At 72.7% G+C, this 15,215-nt stretch carries 11 protein-coding genes; 3 read left to right on the top strand and 8 right to left on the bottom strand.

The genetic code is table 11. The features are described 5' to 3' along the window. Nucleotides 1–138 precede the first annotated feature (138 nt). Complete coding sequence (gene pulA, locus ACF1BE_RS01395) at nucleotides 139–5,547, top strand: pullulanase-type alpha-1,6-glucosidase (RefSeq protein WP_392196923.1); 5,409 nt, start codon at nucleotides 139–141, stop codon at nucleotides 5,545–5,547. 32 nt (nucleotides 5,548–5,579) lie between these two features. After that, nucleotides 5,580–5,942: a 5-carboxymethyl-2-hydroxymuconate Delta-isomerase gene (locus ACF1BE_RS01390; protein WP_392196922.1), complete on the top strand. Its 363-nt coding sequence runs from the start codon at nucleotides 5,580–5,582 to the stop codon at nucleotides 5,940–5,942. Between the two features lie 7 nt (nucleotides 5,943–5,949). Here ACF1BE_RS01390 and ACF1BE_RS01385 read toward each other — a convergent pair whose 3' ends face one another. The 3 genes from ACF1BE_RS01385 to ACF1BE_RS01375 are packed head-to-tail and all read right to left on the bottom strand — an operon-like array spanning nucleotide 5,950 to nucleotide 9,184. Next, entirely contained in the window at nucleotides 5,950–6,666 is a 717-nt protein-coding gene (locus ACF1BE_RS01385; protein WP_392196921.1) for a TetR/AcrR family transcriptional regulator, read from the bottom strand. A gap of 39 nt (nucleotides 6,667–6,705) precedes the next feature. Next, nucleotides 6,706–8,616: a hypothetical protein gene (locus tag ACF1BE_RS01380; protein ID WP_392196920.1), complete on the bottom strand. Its 1,911-nt coding sequence runs from the start codon at nucleotides 8,614–8,616 to the stop codon at nucleotides 6,706–6,708. A 49-nt stretch (nucleotides 8,617–8,665) separates the two neighbouring features. Next, nucleotides 8,666–9,184, bottom strand: coding sequence for a tetratricopeptide repeat protein (locus ACF1BE_RS01375; RefSeq protein WP_392196919.1), 519 nt, complete (start codon nucleotides 9,182–9,184; stop codon nucleotides 8,666–8,668). A 97-nt stretch (nucleotides 9,185–9,281) separates the two neighbouring features. Here ACF1BE_RS01375 and ACF1BE_RS01370 point away from each other — a divergent pair, with 97 nt between their 5' ends. Then, on the top strand, nucleotides 9,282–9,674 hold the full coding sequence (locus ACF1BE_RS01370) for a hypothetical protein (protein WP_205614261.1): 393 nt from the start codon (nucleotides 9,282–9,284) through the stop codon (nucleotides 9,672–9,674). Nucleotides 9,675–9,758: 84 nt separating this feature from the next. Here the strand turns inward: ACF1BE_RS01370 and ACF1BE_RS01365 are convergent, their stop codons facing one another. The 5 genes from ACF1BE_RS01365 to ACF1BE_RS01345 all read right to left on the bottom strand — a co-directional run bounded on the left by ACF1BE_RS01365 (nucleotide 9,759) and on the right by ACF1BE_RS01345 (nucleotide 15,155). Continuing rightward, complete coding sequence (locus ACF1BE_RS01365; RefSeq protein ID WP_392196918.1) at nucleotides 9,759–11,342, bottom strand: DUF1996 domain-containing protein; 1,584 nt, start codon at nucleotides 11,340–11,342, stop codon at nucleotides 9,759–9,761. 174 nt (nucleotides 11,343–11,516) lie between these two features. Further along, the gene (locus ACF1BE_RS01360; protein ID WP_392196917.1) at nucleotides 11,517–12,170 is read right to left on the bottom strand and encodes a LuxR C-terminal-related transcriptional regulator; all 654 of its coding nucleotides are present in this window, start codon (nucleotides 12,168–12,170) and stop codon (nucleotides 11,517–11,519) included. Then, nucleotides 12,155–13,432, bottom strand: a complete 1,278-nt coding sequence (locus ACF1BE_RS01355) for a sensor domain-containing protein (RefSeq protein ID WP_392196916.1) — start codon at nucleotides 13,430–13,432, stop codon at nucleotides 12,155–12,157. Before ACF1BE_RS01355 ends, ACF1BE_RS01360 begins: the two co-directional genes overlap by 16 nt. A 51-nt stretch (nucleotides 13,433–13,483) precedes the next feature. Continuing rightward, nucleotides 13,484–14,509: an NAD-dependent epimerase/dehydratase family protein gene (locus ACF1BE_RS01350; RefSeq protein WP_392196915.1), complete on the bottom strand. Its 1,026-nt coding sequence runs from the start codon at nucleotides 14,507–14,509 to the stop codon at nucleotides 13,484–13,486. Between the two features lie 67 nt (nucleotides 14,510–14,576). After that, nucleotides 14,577–15,155: a winged helix-turn-helix domain-containing protein gene (locus tag ACF1BE_RS01345; RefSeq protein ID WP_392196914.1), complete on the bottom strand. Its 579-nt coding sequence runs from the start codon at nucleotides 15,153–15,155 to the stop codon at nucleotides 14,577–14,579. Nucleotides 15,156–15,215 lie beyond the last annotated feature (60 nt).

Here is a 15,215-nt window from a genome sequence, read left to right as displayed (position 1 = left end):
AATGCCTTACCAATGGTTTCAGGACTCTTGCTGAAACCTTTTCGCCGGCGGTACGGTCGCGCGGGCGCCCGGCGGCGCAGCGTGCCGCCGGCGTCGGGGTCGCCCCCAAGAGAGCCGCAACCGCAAGGAGTCACCGCCTTGATACCGAGATGGCCGGCGCCCCGCACGCGCCGCACCCCGCACCGCAGAAGGGCGGCGGCCGTCACCGTCGTCGCCCTGGCCGCAGCCCTGGTCCAGCCACTGGCCGCCCGGGCCGCCACCCCGCCCGAGCCCCCCTCGGACGCCAAGCTCGCCGCCCAGCCCGCCCGGCACGACGACACGCGCGAGCAGTTCTACTTCGTCATGCCGGACCGCTTCGCCAACGGCGACACCTCCAACGACCGCGGCGGACTCACCGGTTCCCGCCTCAGCACCGGCTACGACCCCACCGACAAGGGCTTCTACCAGGGCGGCGACCTCAAGGGCCTGGCGGACCGGCTCGACTACATCAAGGGCCTGGGCACCACCGCCATCTGGATGGCGCCCATCTTCAAGAACCGCCCCGTGCAGGGCACCGGTGCCAATGCCTCCGCCGGCTACCACGGCTACTGGATCACCGACTTCACCCAGGTCGACCCGCACTTCGGCACCAACCAGGACCTCAAGGCCCTCATCGCCAAGGCCCACGCCAAGGGCATGAAGGTCTTCTTCGACGTCATCACCAACCACACGGCCGACCTCGTGGACTACGAGGAGAAGTCCTACGGCTACCTGTCCAAGGGCGCCTTCCCGTACCTGACCGAGGACGGCAGGCCCTTCGACGACGCCGGCCACGCGGCCGGCGGCAAGGGGTTCCCGGCCGTCGACGCCGGCTCCTTCCCGCGCACCCCCGAGGTCACGGCCAAGGACAAGGTCCCGGCCTGGCTCAACGACCCGACGATGTACCACAACCGCGGCGACTCCACATACGCCGGCGAGTCGGCCACCTACGGCGACTTCTCCGGCCTGGACGACCTGTGGACCGAGCGTCCCGAGGTCGTCCACGGCATGGAGCGGATCTACGAGCGATGGGTCAGGGACTTCGCCGTCGACGGATTCCGGATCGACACCGTCAAGCACGTGGACACGCGGTTCTGGACCCAGTGGGCGACCGCGCTCGACCGGTACGCCGCCGCGCACGGCCGGAAGAACTTCTTCATGTTCGGCGAGGTGTACTCCGCAGACACCTCCGTCACCTCCCCGTACGTCACCCAGGGCCGCCTCGACGCCACCCTCGACTTCCCCTTCCAGGACGCCGCCCGCGCCTACGTCTCCCAGGGCGGCAGCGCCCGGCGGCTCGCCGGCGTCTTCGGTGACGACTACGCGTACACGACCGACAAGGCCAACGCCTACGAACAGGTCACCTTCCTCGGCAACCACGACATGGGCCGCTTCGGGCACTTCCTGAAGCAGGACGCCCCCGAGGCGAGCGACGCCGAGATCCTGAAGAAGGACGAACTCGCCAACGAGCTGATGTTCCTCAGCCGCGGCAACCCGGTCGTCTACTACGGCGACGAGCAGGGCTTCACCGGCTCCGGCGGCGACAAGGACGCCCGCCAGACGATGTTCGCCTCCAAGGTCGCCGACTACCTGGACGACGACGAGATCGGCACCGACCGCACCCACGCGAGCGCCGCCTACGACACACACGCCCCGCTCTACCGGCAGATCGCCGGCCTCGCCAGGCTCCGCAAGGCCAACCCGGCCCTGACCGACGGCGTGCAGACCGAGCGGTACGCGGCCGACGGCGCCGGGATCTACGCCTTCACCCGGACGGACGCCGGGACCGGCCAGGAGTACGTCGTCGCCCTCAACAACGCCGGCACGGCGCGGACGGCCACCTTCCCGACCGGTTCGGCCGGCATGACCTACCGGGGCATCCACGGAGCCGGCGATTCGGTCACGTCCGACGCCGACCGCAGGCTCACCGTCACCGTCCCGGCCGGCTCCGCCGTCGTCTACAAGGCGTCCGGCCCCCTCGCCGAGCCCACCGCCGAGCCCACGATCACCCTGAAGGCCCCGCCCGCCGGAGCCACCGGCACCGTGAAGGTCAGCGCCGGTACCGGCGGCGGCCCGCTCGACCGGGTCGTCTTCGCCGCCCGGACCGGCAACGGCCCGTGGCGGATCCTCGGCTCCGCCGACCACGCCCCCTACCAGGTCACCCAGGCCCTCGGCACGGACGTGCCCGCCGGAACCGCGCTGCGCTACAAGGCCGTCGTCGTCGACGCGGCCGGGCACACCGCGAGCGCCACCGCGAGCAGCACCACGGGCACCCCGCCCGCACCCGAGGTGCCCACGGCCACCTCCCGGGACTACGCGGTCGTCCACTACAAGCGCACCGACGGCGACTACGCCGACTGGGGCCTGTACGCCTGGGGCGACCTCGCCGACGGCGAGGCCACGAACTGGCCGGCCGGCCACCCCTTCACCGGCCGGGACGCCTACGGCGCCTTCGCCTACGTCAGGCTCGGGCCGGGGGCCTCGAACGTCAGCTTCCTGGTCACAGACAAGGACGGCGACAAGGACGTCTCCGCCGACCGGTCCATCGACGTCACCAGGACGGGTGAGGTGTGGATCGAGCAGGGCAAGGCCGACGTCCGCACCCAGCGGCCCGACTACCCGGCCCAGGACAGGACCAAGGCCGTCCTCCACTACCACCGGGCCGACGGGAACTACGACGGCTGGGGCCTGCACGTCTGGACGGGCGCCGCGCACCCCACCGACTGGTCGAAACCCCTGGAGCCGGTGAAGACTGACCCCTATGGCGCGGTCTTCGAGGTGCCCCTCAGCGAGGGCGCCGGCAGCCTCGGCTACATCATCCACAAGGGCGACGAGAAGGACCTCGCGACCGACCGGTCCCTGGACCTCACCGCCGACGGCCACGAGGCGTGGCTGGTGAGCGGCCAGGAGCGGAACCTGCTGCCACAGCCGGCGGGCAGCGCCGCCGCCCTCGACCTGACCACCTCCGAGGCGGTCTGGATCGACCGGGACACGGTGGCCTGGAACGGCGCCGACGGCGCCGCCTCCACCCAGCTGCTGTACTCCCGCGACGGCTCCATCACCGTCAAGGACGGGACGCTGAGCAGCGACGACGAGCGCTGGCTGCGGCTGACGAAGACCACGCTCACCGACGCGCAGAAGGCGAAGTTCCCGCATCTGAAGGGCTACACGGCCTGGTCCGTGGACCCGCGCGACCGGGACCGGGTGCGTGAGGCGCTCACCGGCCAGCTCGTCGCCTCGCAGCGGGCCGCCAACGGTGCCGTACTGGCCGCTACCGGCGTGCAGACCGCCGGCGTGCTGGACGACCTCCACCCGGACGCCACCGAGGCCCGGCTGGGCCCGGTCTTCCACGACGGGAAGCCGACCCTCTCCGTCTGGGCGCCGACGGCCCGGTCCGTCCGTCTCGACCTCGACGGCCGCGGCGTCGCGATGCACCGGAACACCGCCACCGGCGTCTGGTCCGTCACCGGCCCCGCGTCCTGGAAGGGCAAGCCCTACCGGTACGTCGTGCGGGTGTGGGCGCCCAGCGTCCGCAAGCTGGTCACCAACAAGGTCACCGACCCGTACTCGGTCGCCCTCACGGCCGACTCGGAGCGCAGCCTCGTCGTCGACCTGAACGACAGGTCCCTCGCGCCGGCCGGCTGGTCGGAACTGCGCAAGCCCAGGGCCGTACCGCTGAGGGATGCGCAGATCCAGGAGCTGCACATCCGGGACTTCTCCGTCGGGGACAGGACCGCGCGGCACCCGGGCACCTACCTGGCCTTCACCGACGCGAACAGCGACGGCTCCAGGCATCTGAAGGCGCTGGCGAAGGCCGGGACGTCCTACGTCCACCTGCTGCCCGCGTTCGACATCGCCACGATCCCCGAGAGGAAGGCCGACCAGGCCACGACCGACTGCGATCTGGCCGCGCTGCCGGCCGACTCCGACCAGCAGCAGGCGTGCGTGGCGAAGACCGCCGCGAAGGACGCCTACAACTGGGGCTACGACCCCTACCACTACACGGTCCCCGAGGGCTCGTACGCCACCGACCCCGACGGCACGGCCCGCACGGTCCAGTTCCGCCAGATGGTCAAGGCGCTCAACCAGGACGGCCTGCGGGTCGTCATGGACGTCGTCTACAACCACACCGCGGCGAGCGGCCAGGCGGACACCTCCGTGCTGGACAAGATCGTGCCCGGCTACTACCAGCGGCTCCTGGCCGACGGCTCGGTCGCCAACAGCACCTGCTGCGCCAACACCGCGCCCGAGAACGCCATGATGGGCAAGCTGGTCGTGGACTCGATCGTCACCTGGGCCAGGCAGTACAAGGTCGACGGGTTCCGCTTCGACCTCATGGGCCACCACCCCAAGGCCAACATCCTCGCGGTCAGAAAGGCCCTGGACGCGCTGACCCCCGCCAGGGACGGCGTCGACGGCAAGAAGATCATCCTCTACGGCGAGGGCTGGAACTTCGGCGAGGTCGCCGACGACGCCCGGTTCGTGCAGGCCACCCAGAAGAACATGGCCGGCACCGGCATCGCCACCTTCTCCGACCGCGCCCGCGACGCCGTGCGCGGTGGCGGCCCCTTCGATGCCGACCCCGGCGTCCAGGGCTTCGCCTCCGGGCTCTACACCGACCCCAACCCCTCCACCGCCAACGGCTCCGAGGAGGAACAGAAGGCCCGGCTGCTGCACTACCAGGACCTGATCAAGATCGGCCTGACCGGCAACCTCGCCGGGTACCGCTTCACCGACACCGACGGCAAGGAGGTCACCGGAGCCGGCGTCGACTACAACGGCTCGCCCGCCGGCTACGCGGACTCGCCCGGCGACGCCCTCGCCTACGCCGACGCCCACGACAACGAAACGCTGTTCGACACGCTGACCTACAAGCTCCCCAAGGACACGTCCGCGTCCGACCGGGCCCGCATGCAGGTCCTCGCCATGGCCACGGCCACCCTCTCCCAGGGGCCGTCGCTCTCCCAGGCGGGCACCGACCTGCTGCGCTCCAAGTCCCTGGACCGCAACTCGCACGACAGCGGGGACTGGTTCAACGCCATCCACTGGAACTGCGCCGACGGCAACGGCTTCGGACGCGGCCTGCCCATGGCCGCCGACAACCGGTCCAAGTGGACGTACGCCAAGCCGCTTCTCACCACGGTGAAGGTCGGCTGCCCGCAGATCACCGGAGCCTCCGCCGCCTACCGGGACCTGCTGAGGATCCGCGCCACCGAGCGGGCCTTCTCCCTCGGCACCGCCGCACAGGTGCAGGAGCAGCTCTCCTTCCCGCTGTCCGGCAAGGACGAGACGCCCGGCGTGATCACCATGCGCCTCGGTGACCTGGTCGTCGTCCTCAACGCCACCCCCGAGAAGCAGGAGCAGCGGATCAGCGCCCTCGCCGGCGAGCACTACCGGCTGCACCCGGTGCAGGCCGCCGGTGCCGACCCGGTGGTGAAGACCGCCTCCTACGCGGCCGGCCCGGGCACCTTCACCGTGCCGGCGCGAACCGTGGCGGTGTTCACCCGGACCGGGAACGCCAGGCCCTAGGCTGAGACCGTTGCCGTAGAACAGGAGTGCGCATGCCGCAGATCACCGTCGACTACTCCGACACCGTGACAGACGCCTTCGACCACGAGGGATTCGCGCGGGCGCTGCACGAGGCGACCGTGGAGATCGCGGCGGCGAAGCCGGAGGCCTGCAAGACGCAGTTCCGGCCGAGCGCGTACACGGTGTTCGGGTACGAGGACCCCGGGGCGCGCGGGCACGCCGTCGTGCACGTGACGATCGGGCTCCTCGCCGGCCGCAGCGACGAGACGAAGGCGAAGCTCACCGAGGCGGTCCTGGAACTGCTCCGGCAGCACCTGGCGGAGGCGGCGGTCACCCTGCACGCCTCCGCCGAGGTCCGTGACCTCGACGCGTCGTACCGGAAGTTCGACCGGTAGGCGCCGCTCAGGACGCCAGGGACACGAGCCGGCCGGCCAGCTCCGCGAAGGGGCCGTCGGCCGGCTCGTCCCGCATCATCGTGCGCACCAGCGCCGCCATCTCCGGGTCGCGAGCGGCACTGACGGCGGTCAGCGCGGCGAAGTCGTGCACGAGCTGCGTCTCCAGTTCGGCGCGCGGGATGCGGCGGCCGTCGAGCCAGAGCAGGGCCGTGGACTCGGCCAGCGAGATCCAGGAACGGATGACCAGCTCCAGACGTGCGGACGCCTCGGTCACGCCCAGATGCGACAGGATCTGGTCGTACGCGGCCTGCCGCACGGAGTCGATGAGCGCGTTGGTCGCCGACGTGTGCTCCCGGGAACCGACGCCGTCCGCGGGCACGGCCGGCCCGCCGCGCATCAGCGCCGAGAAACCGGGTCCGTGTTCGTCCACGAAGTCGAAGTAGCGGCGCATCACGCGCAGCAGCCGGGCGCCGAGGGGGCCCTCGTGCGGCTCGTCGAAGCGGCTCGCGAGATCCGAGGCGGCCAGCTTCAACGCGGCCTCGTACAGGCTGAGTTTGCCGGGGAAGTAGTGGTAGACGAGCGGGCGTGAGATGCCCGCCGCCGTCGCTATCTCGTCGATGGAGACCTCGTCGGGCGAGCGCCGGCTGAAGAGGTCGAGGGCGACACCGATCAGTTGCCGCCGCCGCTCCTCGACGCCCATCCTGCGGCGAACCCCGGTACTCATGCGAACACCTTACCGATCGGATTCGGCCGCCGGTGCCGGCTACCGCAACCCGGTGATCCGCCGCCCGTCCGCCAACGTGCCGGCCAGGTCGGCCCGGACGCCCTGCGTGGCCCGGGCGGTCAGCAGCGGACCCCGCGCCGACGCGTTCACCCCGCCCGTCGCCGAGACCGACGACGTCCCCGCGCTGCCCGCGGCCAGCAGATACCAGTGCCCGCCCGCCGACTTCCACAGCACCCCGGCCAGCACATGGGGATCCCGCCGCCCGCAGGCCGGCACGTCCGTGCCCTTGGCGACGACCGCCCTGGCCGCCCCGCCCGGCGTACGGAACTGGGCAAGCGCGGCCGTGCCGTCACCGCGCCAGGTCTCGGCCCGCGTGCACACCCACGCACCGGCCCCGCTGCCGTCGGGCAGCGGCTGCTCGGCGTAGGCCCAGGCGTTGACGCTCCGGATGCCCGCCGAGCGCTCGGATGCCAGCGAGCAGGCGAACGGCGCCCACGTGCGCAGGCGTTCGCCGCCGGTCACCTCACCGGCCGAACCGGGGCGGCCGGCCGTGAGATGGGCCGGGACCAGCTCGCCGAGGTCGCTGTCCAGCTGCGTGCCGAAGGAGCCGGTCAGCTGGAGCACGGTCCACGAGGTGCAGGAACCCGGCCGCGGGGCGGGGCCGGCCAGCGGAGCGGTCACCCCGTCGGTCACGCTCAGCGGGACGGCGTCCGCGTCCGGCTTCGTCAGGTCCCGCTGGGCCGCCTTCCGCACCCACGGGGCGGTCAGATAGCGGACGTTCCCGTCGGAGCGGCTCAGTACCAGCACGCTCGCCCCGGCACGCGTCGCGCCGTCGACCCGGGCGAGGTCGAGTGCCACGCCCCGGGTGCCGTTCCTGGGCTCGGCGTACCGGGCGATGCGCAGCCCGTCGTAGAGGAGCACCACACGGGCGTTGTCGACCTCGCCGGCGTACAGCAGCTGGGGCGGGCCGGCCGGACCGCCGGTCGCGGTGCCCGGGGTCGCCGACACGTGGACCGCCGCCCCGGGGCGGGCCCAGACCGTGAGGGCGCGCCGCAGCAGGGCCTTGTCCCCGGTGAGCGGACCGCGCGCGGGCCACACCGAGAAGTCGGTACGGGCGGAGGACCGCCAGGCGGTGGGGGAGACCCGGGTCAGCGTGCCGGGGTCCAGGGCGGCCTCGGCGGCCGGATTCCCGGCGTAGACGGGCGCGGCGGCGCCGTCCGGGCCCCAGCCGCCGCCCGGCCGCGCCACCAGTACGCCGCACACCGCCAGCGCGGCGGCGGCGGCGAGTGCGGCCCTGGCGTGCCGGCGGCGGCGCATCAGGTCGGTGGGCCGGGCCTGGAGCGCGCACGGGTCGAACTCGGGCGAGGAGAGCAGCCCCGGGTGCGGGGGCACGCTGTTCGCCGAGGCCAGCGCGCCGCCCGGGTCGTCCACGCCGGCGGCCTCGAGGATCTCGTGGACGTCCGGGTCGGACAGCCTCTCCAGGCCGCGCAGCACGTAGGCGGCGCGGGCCGGGGCGGACAGGGCGGACAGCCGCTGGTCCAGCGCGAGTGCGTCCCCGCCGCCCGAGCGCGGGAACAGCCGCAGGCCCCACACCAGGGGCAGCGGCGGCGGCAGCTGGGAGAGCCGGGGCAGGCCGGTGCGCGGGCGGGCCGCCTCCAGGGCCGCCCGCAGGACCCGCCCGCGCAGATAGGCGTAGCCGGGATCGCTCTCCCGGCCCGGCGTCCGGGCCGGGAGCACGGCCGGCCCCTTGCGGCCGCGGGGCAGGGCGCGCTGGGCGAGGGCGTGTGCGGTCAGTACGCGGCGGCTCCGGCCGGGGCCCGGCGGCAGCACGAGGTAGGCGAGCCGGACCAGCCGCGGGTAGTGCTCGACGAGCGCGGCCTCGGCCTGCTCGACGCCGACGGGACCGGCGGAGGCGGGTGCGTGACGCTGGGCTACATCCTGTGACTGCACGTCCGGAAGAACGAGCGAGCCGTGGGTTGGTCACCGGCGGACGAGTGGTTCACGTCTCCGGCCCGGTCAGGTCGCGTGCGTAGGCCGCCATCGACCGCTGGTAACGCGGCAGATGCGGGGCCAGGGCACCGAGCACGAGGGCCAGCCCCTCGCGGTCACGGCCGAGGCTGGACAGGCACAGGGCGAGCACGGCGCGGACGGCGTCGTCCAACTCGTCGGAGGGGGCGTCCAGTTCGGGGGTGAGGAGCCGGACCCCCTCCGCCGCCTGCCCGGTGTTGCGCAGCGAACTCGACAGCTGGATCCGGGCGCGGCGGCCCTTGTACCCGGTCAGTCCGCGGGCCAGCGCCAGCCGGTACAGCGGCACCGCCCGGTCCGAGTGGCCGGTCGAGTCCCAGGCACACGCCGATTCGAAGGGGCCCAGCGGGCTGTCGGCCGGCAGCTCGGCCACGAGGCCCTCGATCACCGCGCGGAACTCGTCCGCCCGCTCCTGCGGATACTCGTCGAAGGACGCCCAGGCGGCGGCCACGCGGTCTTCCCAGTCCTGGTTCACCGGCTCACCCTCGCACACGTGCCCGGAGCGGAGCGAGGGATTTGAGCGGACCGCGCACGGGAGCCGTATCCGTGGGCGCTGGGGCATGCTCGGCACACCAGGACCGGAGGAACAGATGAGGTTGACAAGGCTGCTGCTCGGCGCCGCGGCCGTGACGGCGCTGGCGGGGTGCGCCCCCGGCGGCCGCACCGAGGCGGTGCCGCCCACGGCGACGGGCAGCCTGGAGCGCCTGGCCGCCGAGGTGCGCTGCAAGCCGGACATGCAGACCGACGCCGACGAGATCCGCCAGGCCATCTGCCGCAACGGCGACGGGCGGTTCGTCCTCGCCACTTTCGCCACCGACCGCGGCCAGCGCGAGTGGATCAACGAGGCGAAGGACTACGGCGGCCACTACCTGGTCGGCCGCAAGTGGGTGGCCGTCGGCGACGACGGGGTGGTCAAGGCGCTGCGCGGCACGCTCGGCGGTGATCTGGAGGCCGGCACCGACCATCACGCGCACAGCGGCTGACGCGGCCGTGCCACGGGTACGGCGAAGGCCGGTGACGGGAGGGGGACTCGTCACCGGCCTTCTGTCATGCGCCCCTCACGGGGATCAGGAGCAGTTCTGGCCCCGGTTGAGGCAGTTGGCGATCTTGTTGGCCAGTCCGTTCTTCGTGATGCTGATGAAGTCGTCGTGGTCCGTGGCCGCCTTGTGCAGCTGCTCCGGGAAGCCGTCCACCGCGTAGGCGTTCTTCACCTGGCCGTTCTGCACGGTCGGCGGGGTGATGTTGTACACCAGGCGCATGGTCAGCTGCGGGATGGCCTTGAAGCCGTTCGGGCAGACACCGCTCGCCGGGTCGGCGAAGGCGACGTGCGTGCGGTGGTTGGCGCTGTCGGCGTTCTGCCCGTCCCAGCAGCTCTGGAAGGCGAACGTGCGCACCACCTTGCTGCCCTGGGGGCAGATCGGGTACTGCTGCGTCAGCTGGACCTTGCCCTCGAAGCCGGTGCAGCTCCAGTGGGCGTTGGCGTTCGCCAGGCCGTTGGTGGTGGTCTTGGCGTCACCGGTGATGATGCGCAGGAACTGCGGCATCGCGACCACCTTGCTCGCCGGGCTGCCCACGTACTTGATCTGGGCCTGGGCCGGGGTCAGGATCTTGCCGACGTTGCCTTCCTTGCCGCCGCCGTCCTTGTTCTGGTCGAAGTCCTGCGTACCGTCCTGGACGCGCACGACCGGCCAGTAGTACGAGGACAGGTCGCTCCCGTTCTGGCAGCTGGTGCCGCCCTGGAGGAACGTGTTGTTGCTGGCGAACGCGTTGATCTTCTGGTTGCCGACGTAGTCGTGCAGGTGGTGCGCGCCGTTGGTCACGCCGGGGGCCACGATCACGTTGTCGGTGTTGAAGTTCTTGTTGGCGTTCACGCCGCAACGCGTGGTGAAGGTACCGGTGGAGGCGTTGCCGCTCTTGCGGGGCTTGCCCTGGACGTTCGGCGCCACCTTCGTGATGTCGACGAAGTCGGCCGCCGCCGGACCGTTGCCGGCCTGCCCGCCGACGTTGCCCTGCTGACCGTTGTTGCCCTGCTGCTGGCCGTTCTGGCCCTGCTGCTGGCCGCCGTTCTGCTGCTGGCCACCGGTGTTGTTCTGCTGGCCGCCGTTCTGCTGCTGGCCGCCGGTGTTGTTCTGCTGGCCGCCGTTCTGCTGCTGGCCGCCGGCATTGGTCTGGTTTGCGGTCTGCGTCGTGCAGGCGGCGAGCTGCCGGAGCGCGTCGTCGAAGGAACCGCCGACCCGCTGGATGTCGATGCGGATCCGGTCGATCGTCGCCGCCCGCTTCTCCTTGAGGGGGTTGACGATCGCGTTCTGCACGAAGCTCGCGTCCCTCGACTGGGCGTTGCGGGTGGCGGCGAGCCGGGCGTAGGCCTCGGTGATCTGCTTGTCGAGGTTCGCCACCTCCGTCGCCACGCCCTGACGTGCCGCGTTCGGCACGTTGGTCAGCTTCTGGCCGACGTCCGGGCAGGAGATGGTCGCGACCTGCGCCGTCGTGGCCTTGGTCTGGTTGCCCCCCCACGTCTGGTGGTCCGGCTCGTGAGCCGAGGCGTAGAAATTCGCCCAGATCAGCCCGCCCCCGCCGAGCGCTAGGGCCGCCGATGCGGCTATGGCCTTGGTGGCCAACGGCGTGCGGCGTTTGCGTGTGTTGCGTCCCATGGAACTCCTCTGACTTCCTTGCGGGGCAGCATCGAGGCGCCCGACAGGAGTGAAGCGGCGCCCTTCCATACGCACGCCGTCGCGCCAGTGTTCAGCCGTCCCGCGAATTCGTCCCGGGACCACCACCCGACGCTCGCCCCAACAGCCCCTTGAGCAGCGGATGTTCGGTGGAAGTCAGCGGTCGCGGTCGAGGTGGGCGAGCACGGCCAGAACGCGCCGGTTGTCATCGTCCGACACCTCCAGGCCCAGTTTGGCGAAGATGTTGGAGGTGTGTTTGGCAATGGCCCGTTCCGTCACCACCAGCTGTGCCGCGATGGCCGCGTTGGACCGGCCCTGCGCCATCAGCTCCAGCACCTCCCGCTCGCGCGGGGTGAGACGGGCCAGCGCCCGGTCGCCGGCCGACCGCCGCGACAGCAACTGCTGGATCACCTGCGGGTCCATCGCCGTACCGCCCGCCGCCACCCGGCGTACCGCGTCCACGAACTGGTCCGTGTCGAACACCCGGTCCTTCAGCAGGTAGCCGATGCCGCCGTTGCCGTCGGCGAGCAGTTCGCGCGCGTACAGCTGCTCGACGTGCTGGGAGAGGACCAGCACCGGCAGCCCGGGCCGCTCCCGCCGGGCCGCCAGCGCGCACTGGAGCCCCTCGTCGGTCTGCGTCGGCGGCAGGCGCACGTCGACCACCGCCACGTCCGGCGCCGACTCCGCCAGCGCGCGGGCGAGTTCCGGACCGGTCCCCACGGCGGCGGCGATCTCGAAGCCGTAGGCCTCCAGCATCCGCACCAGTCCGTCGCGCAGCAGGAACAGGTCTTCGGCTAGGACAACACGCACGGGATCTCCATGGTCACCATGGTGGGACCGCCGGCGGGGCTGCTGACGGCCAGGACTCCGTCGAATGTACCGAGCCGCCGCTCGATCCCGGCGAGCCCCGAGCCGGGCCCGACCCAGGCGCCGCCCTGTCCGTCGTCCGTGACGGTGATCCGCAGCCGGCCGTCGTCATGGTGCAGGTCGATCCAGACGCGGTCGGCACCGGAGTGCTTGACCGCGTTGGTGAGCACCTCGCTGACCGCGAAGTAGGCGGCCGACTCGACCGGCGCCTCCGCCCGGCCGGGCAGCTCCACGGACACCTCCGTGGCCGGCGGCAGCCGGAGCGCCAGCGCCCGCACCGCGTCGCCGAGTCCGCGTTCGGCGAGGACCGGGGGGTGGATGCCGCGCACCAGGTCGCGCAGTTCCTCCAGGGCGTCCGCGGAGTTCCGCCGCGCCTGGGCGAGCAGCCTCTTCGCCTGCGCCGGGTCGCGTTCGACCAGCATCTCGATGGTGCCCAGGTCCATGCCCATCGCGACGAGCCGGGCCTGGGCGCCGTCGTGCAGGTCCCGCTCGATGCGGCGCAGCTCGGCGGCCGAGGTGTCGACCGCGTCCTGCCGGGTCTCGGTCAGCACCCGCACCCGCTCCACGAGTTCGCCCTGGTCGCCGCCGAGGACGGCCCGGGTGAGCCGGAAGTGCGCGGTGAGCAGCCGTGGGGCGAAGCGGTGGGCGAACACCAGCAGCGCGGCGCCGAGCGCGGCGGCGAGGAAGGCGGTGGCCTGGCCGGTGACCGGCACGAAGGCGTACCAGTACGTGTCGGCCGGGCCGGACACGTACGCACGCCACAGTCCGGCCGGCAGCAGCAGCCCCTCGAACGGGAACAGCACCACCAGGGCCGGGAGCAGCGCGGTGACGAAGCCCGCCGTCATGTCGACCAGCAGCCAGCGCACGTCCCGCCAGGTCTGCGGGTCACGGAGCATGACGACGGTGCGCGTCCAGGGGCCGGCGCCCTTCGGGACGGGCCGGTACGCCACCGGGATCCGCACCCCGCACCATTCCTCGGCCAGCCGGCGCCGGGTGTTCGCGTAGTCCCGCAGCCCGCCGAGGATCCAGGGCGTCAGCAGCAGCCCGAGGCCGACCGGGAGGAGTTCCAGCGAGACCAGGGTCAGGGTGAGGCACAGCACCGTCACCGGCAGCATCACCAGGGCGAGGACGAGTCCCCGTACCGCGGCCAGCATCGCCGCCCGGGTGCGGCCGCGGAAGTCGTCCTCGTACGTGTCCGTGTCCATGGCGCCAGTCTGTCCGCTCCGGCCCGGCCGGTCACTGGGCGGAGCCCCACGTCAGGGGGTGGTGCCAGGTACACCCCCGGCGCCGGCCAGCAGCCTCGCCTCCACCCGCGGGTCCAGGCCCGTGACGGGCCGGTCCGGCCGCGGGGGCGTCGTGCTCCCGGTCTCGGTCAGCCACCGCCAGGTGTCCGCGACCGTCTCCGCGGCCGGCCGGCACACCAGGCCTGTCGCCAGCGCCCGAGAGACGTCGGCGCCGTACACCGCGACGTGCAACTCGCTGTCCGGCGGCACCCACACCGGCAGCTCCGTCCACGGCTCGATCCCGGCGCCGAGGATCACGTCCGGGTCGGTCCAGCGCAGCTCCGCGTCCCCGCCGGTGACGCGCAGACAGGCCTGGAGCAGTTCGTCCGTCGTGGTGTGGCCGAGCGGGCTCGCCAGGTTGTACGGTCCGCTCAGCTCCTGTTCGACGGCGCCCAGCACCCAGTCGGCGAGGTCGCGCGCGTCGACGTACTGGATGGGCAGCCCGCGCGGACCGGGGGCGAGGACGGGGCCGCCGCGGGCGACGCGGGTCAGCCACCAGGGCAGCCGGCCGATGTTCTCGTACGGGCCGAGGATCAGCCCGGCCCGGACCAGGAGGGAACCGGTGGTGCCGAAGGCCCCGACGGCGGCCAGTTCGCCGCCCCGCTTGTCCCGGGCGTAGTCCGTCGCCTCCGCGCCGCCGGCGGCACCCTCGACAACCGGGGCATCCTCCGTGCCGCCGTGGGGCCGGGGCCAGGCGTACACCGACCGGCTGGAGACGTACACGTACCGTCCGGCCCGGTCGCGCAGCAGCCGGGCCGCCGCGTCCACGGCGCGCGGCGCGCCCGACCAGGTGTCGACCACGGCGTCCCAGCCGCCGTCGTCCGCGGCGAGCGCGGCGAGGCCGTCGGCCGCGGTGCGGTCCCCGTGCAACGCCCGCACTCCCGGTGGCGGTCGGTGCCGTCCGCGGTGGAAGACGGTCACCTCCCAGCCGCGTCCGAGCGCGGCCTCCACGACGGCCCGCCCCACGAACTCCGTACCACCCAGCACAAGAAGTCTCATGCCGGGATGGTGCCCCGTTGGGGGGCGGACCGGAACCGGACTCTGCCGAGGGCAGAGCCGGGGAGGGTCAGCGGCCCGCCGGCGGGGTGTACTTGTAGCCGACGCGGCGCACCGTCCGGATGGTCTGACGGTGCTGGGCGCCCAGCTTGCGGCGCAGCCGGGCGATGTGGACGTCGACGGTGCGGCCGTCACCGACGTGGCCGTACCCCCAGACCGTGGTGACCAGCTGGTCGCGGGTGTGCACCCGGTGCGGGTGCGCCACCAGGTGCGCGAGCAGTTCGAACTCCAGGTAGGTCAGGTCGAGTTCCCGGCCGTCCACGCTCGCCGTGCGCCGCACGGAGTCGATCCGCACCAGCGGCTCGGTGCCGCCGCCGTCCTGCGCGGCCTCCGGCTGGTCCGGGACCGCGACCGGCAGGAACGGGGGCCGCTGGTCGGCCGGGACCAGCACCAGGTAGCCGACCATCGGCGGCCGGCCGGGCAGGGTGGGCAAGGCGTGCTGCGGCGCGGGCAGCCAGGTGGCGCCGGGCGGCAGGAAGTCCGCGACGTCCACCACCTCGTCCCGGTCGACGGCGCGCAGCCGGTGCCGGGTGCCGTTCTGTGCCGGGGAGTCGACGGTGGCGGTGGAGAGGTTATGGGTGGTCGCCATGAGAGGTCAGCTCTTTCGCGCGAGAGGTTCGTCGGGCAGGACGGCGGCCACGATTCGTGG

The sequence above is a fragment of the Streptomyces sp. NPDC014991 genome (assembly GCF_043080665.1).
In the GTDB taxonomy this organism is placed as follows: Bacteria; Actinomycetota; Actinomycetes; order Streptomycetales; family Streptomycetaceae; genus Streptomyces.
The sequence above is the reverse complement of the archived record's forward strand: the minus strand, read 5'-3'. Positions and strand labels throughout refer to the sequence as shown.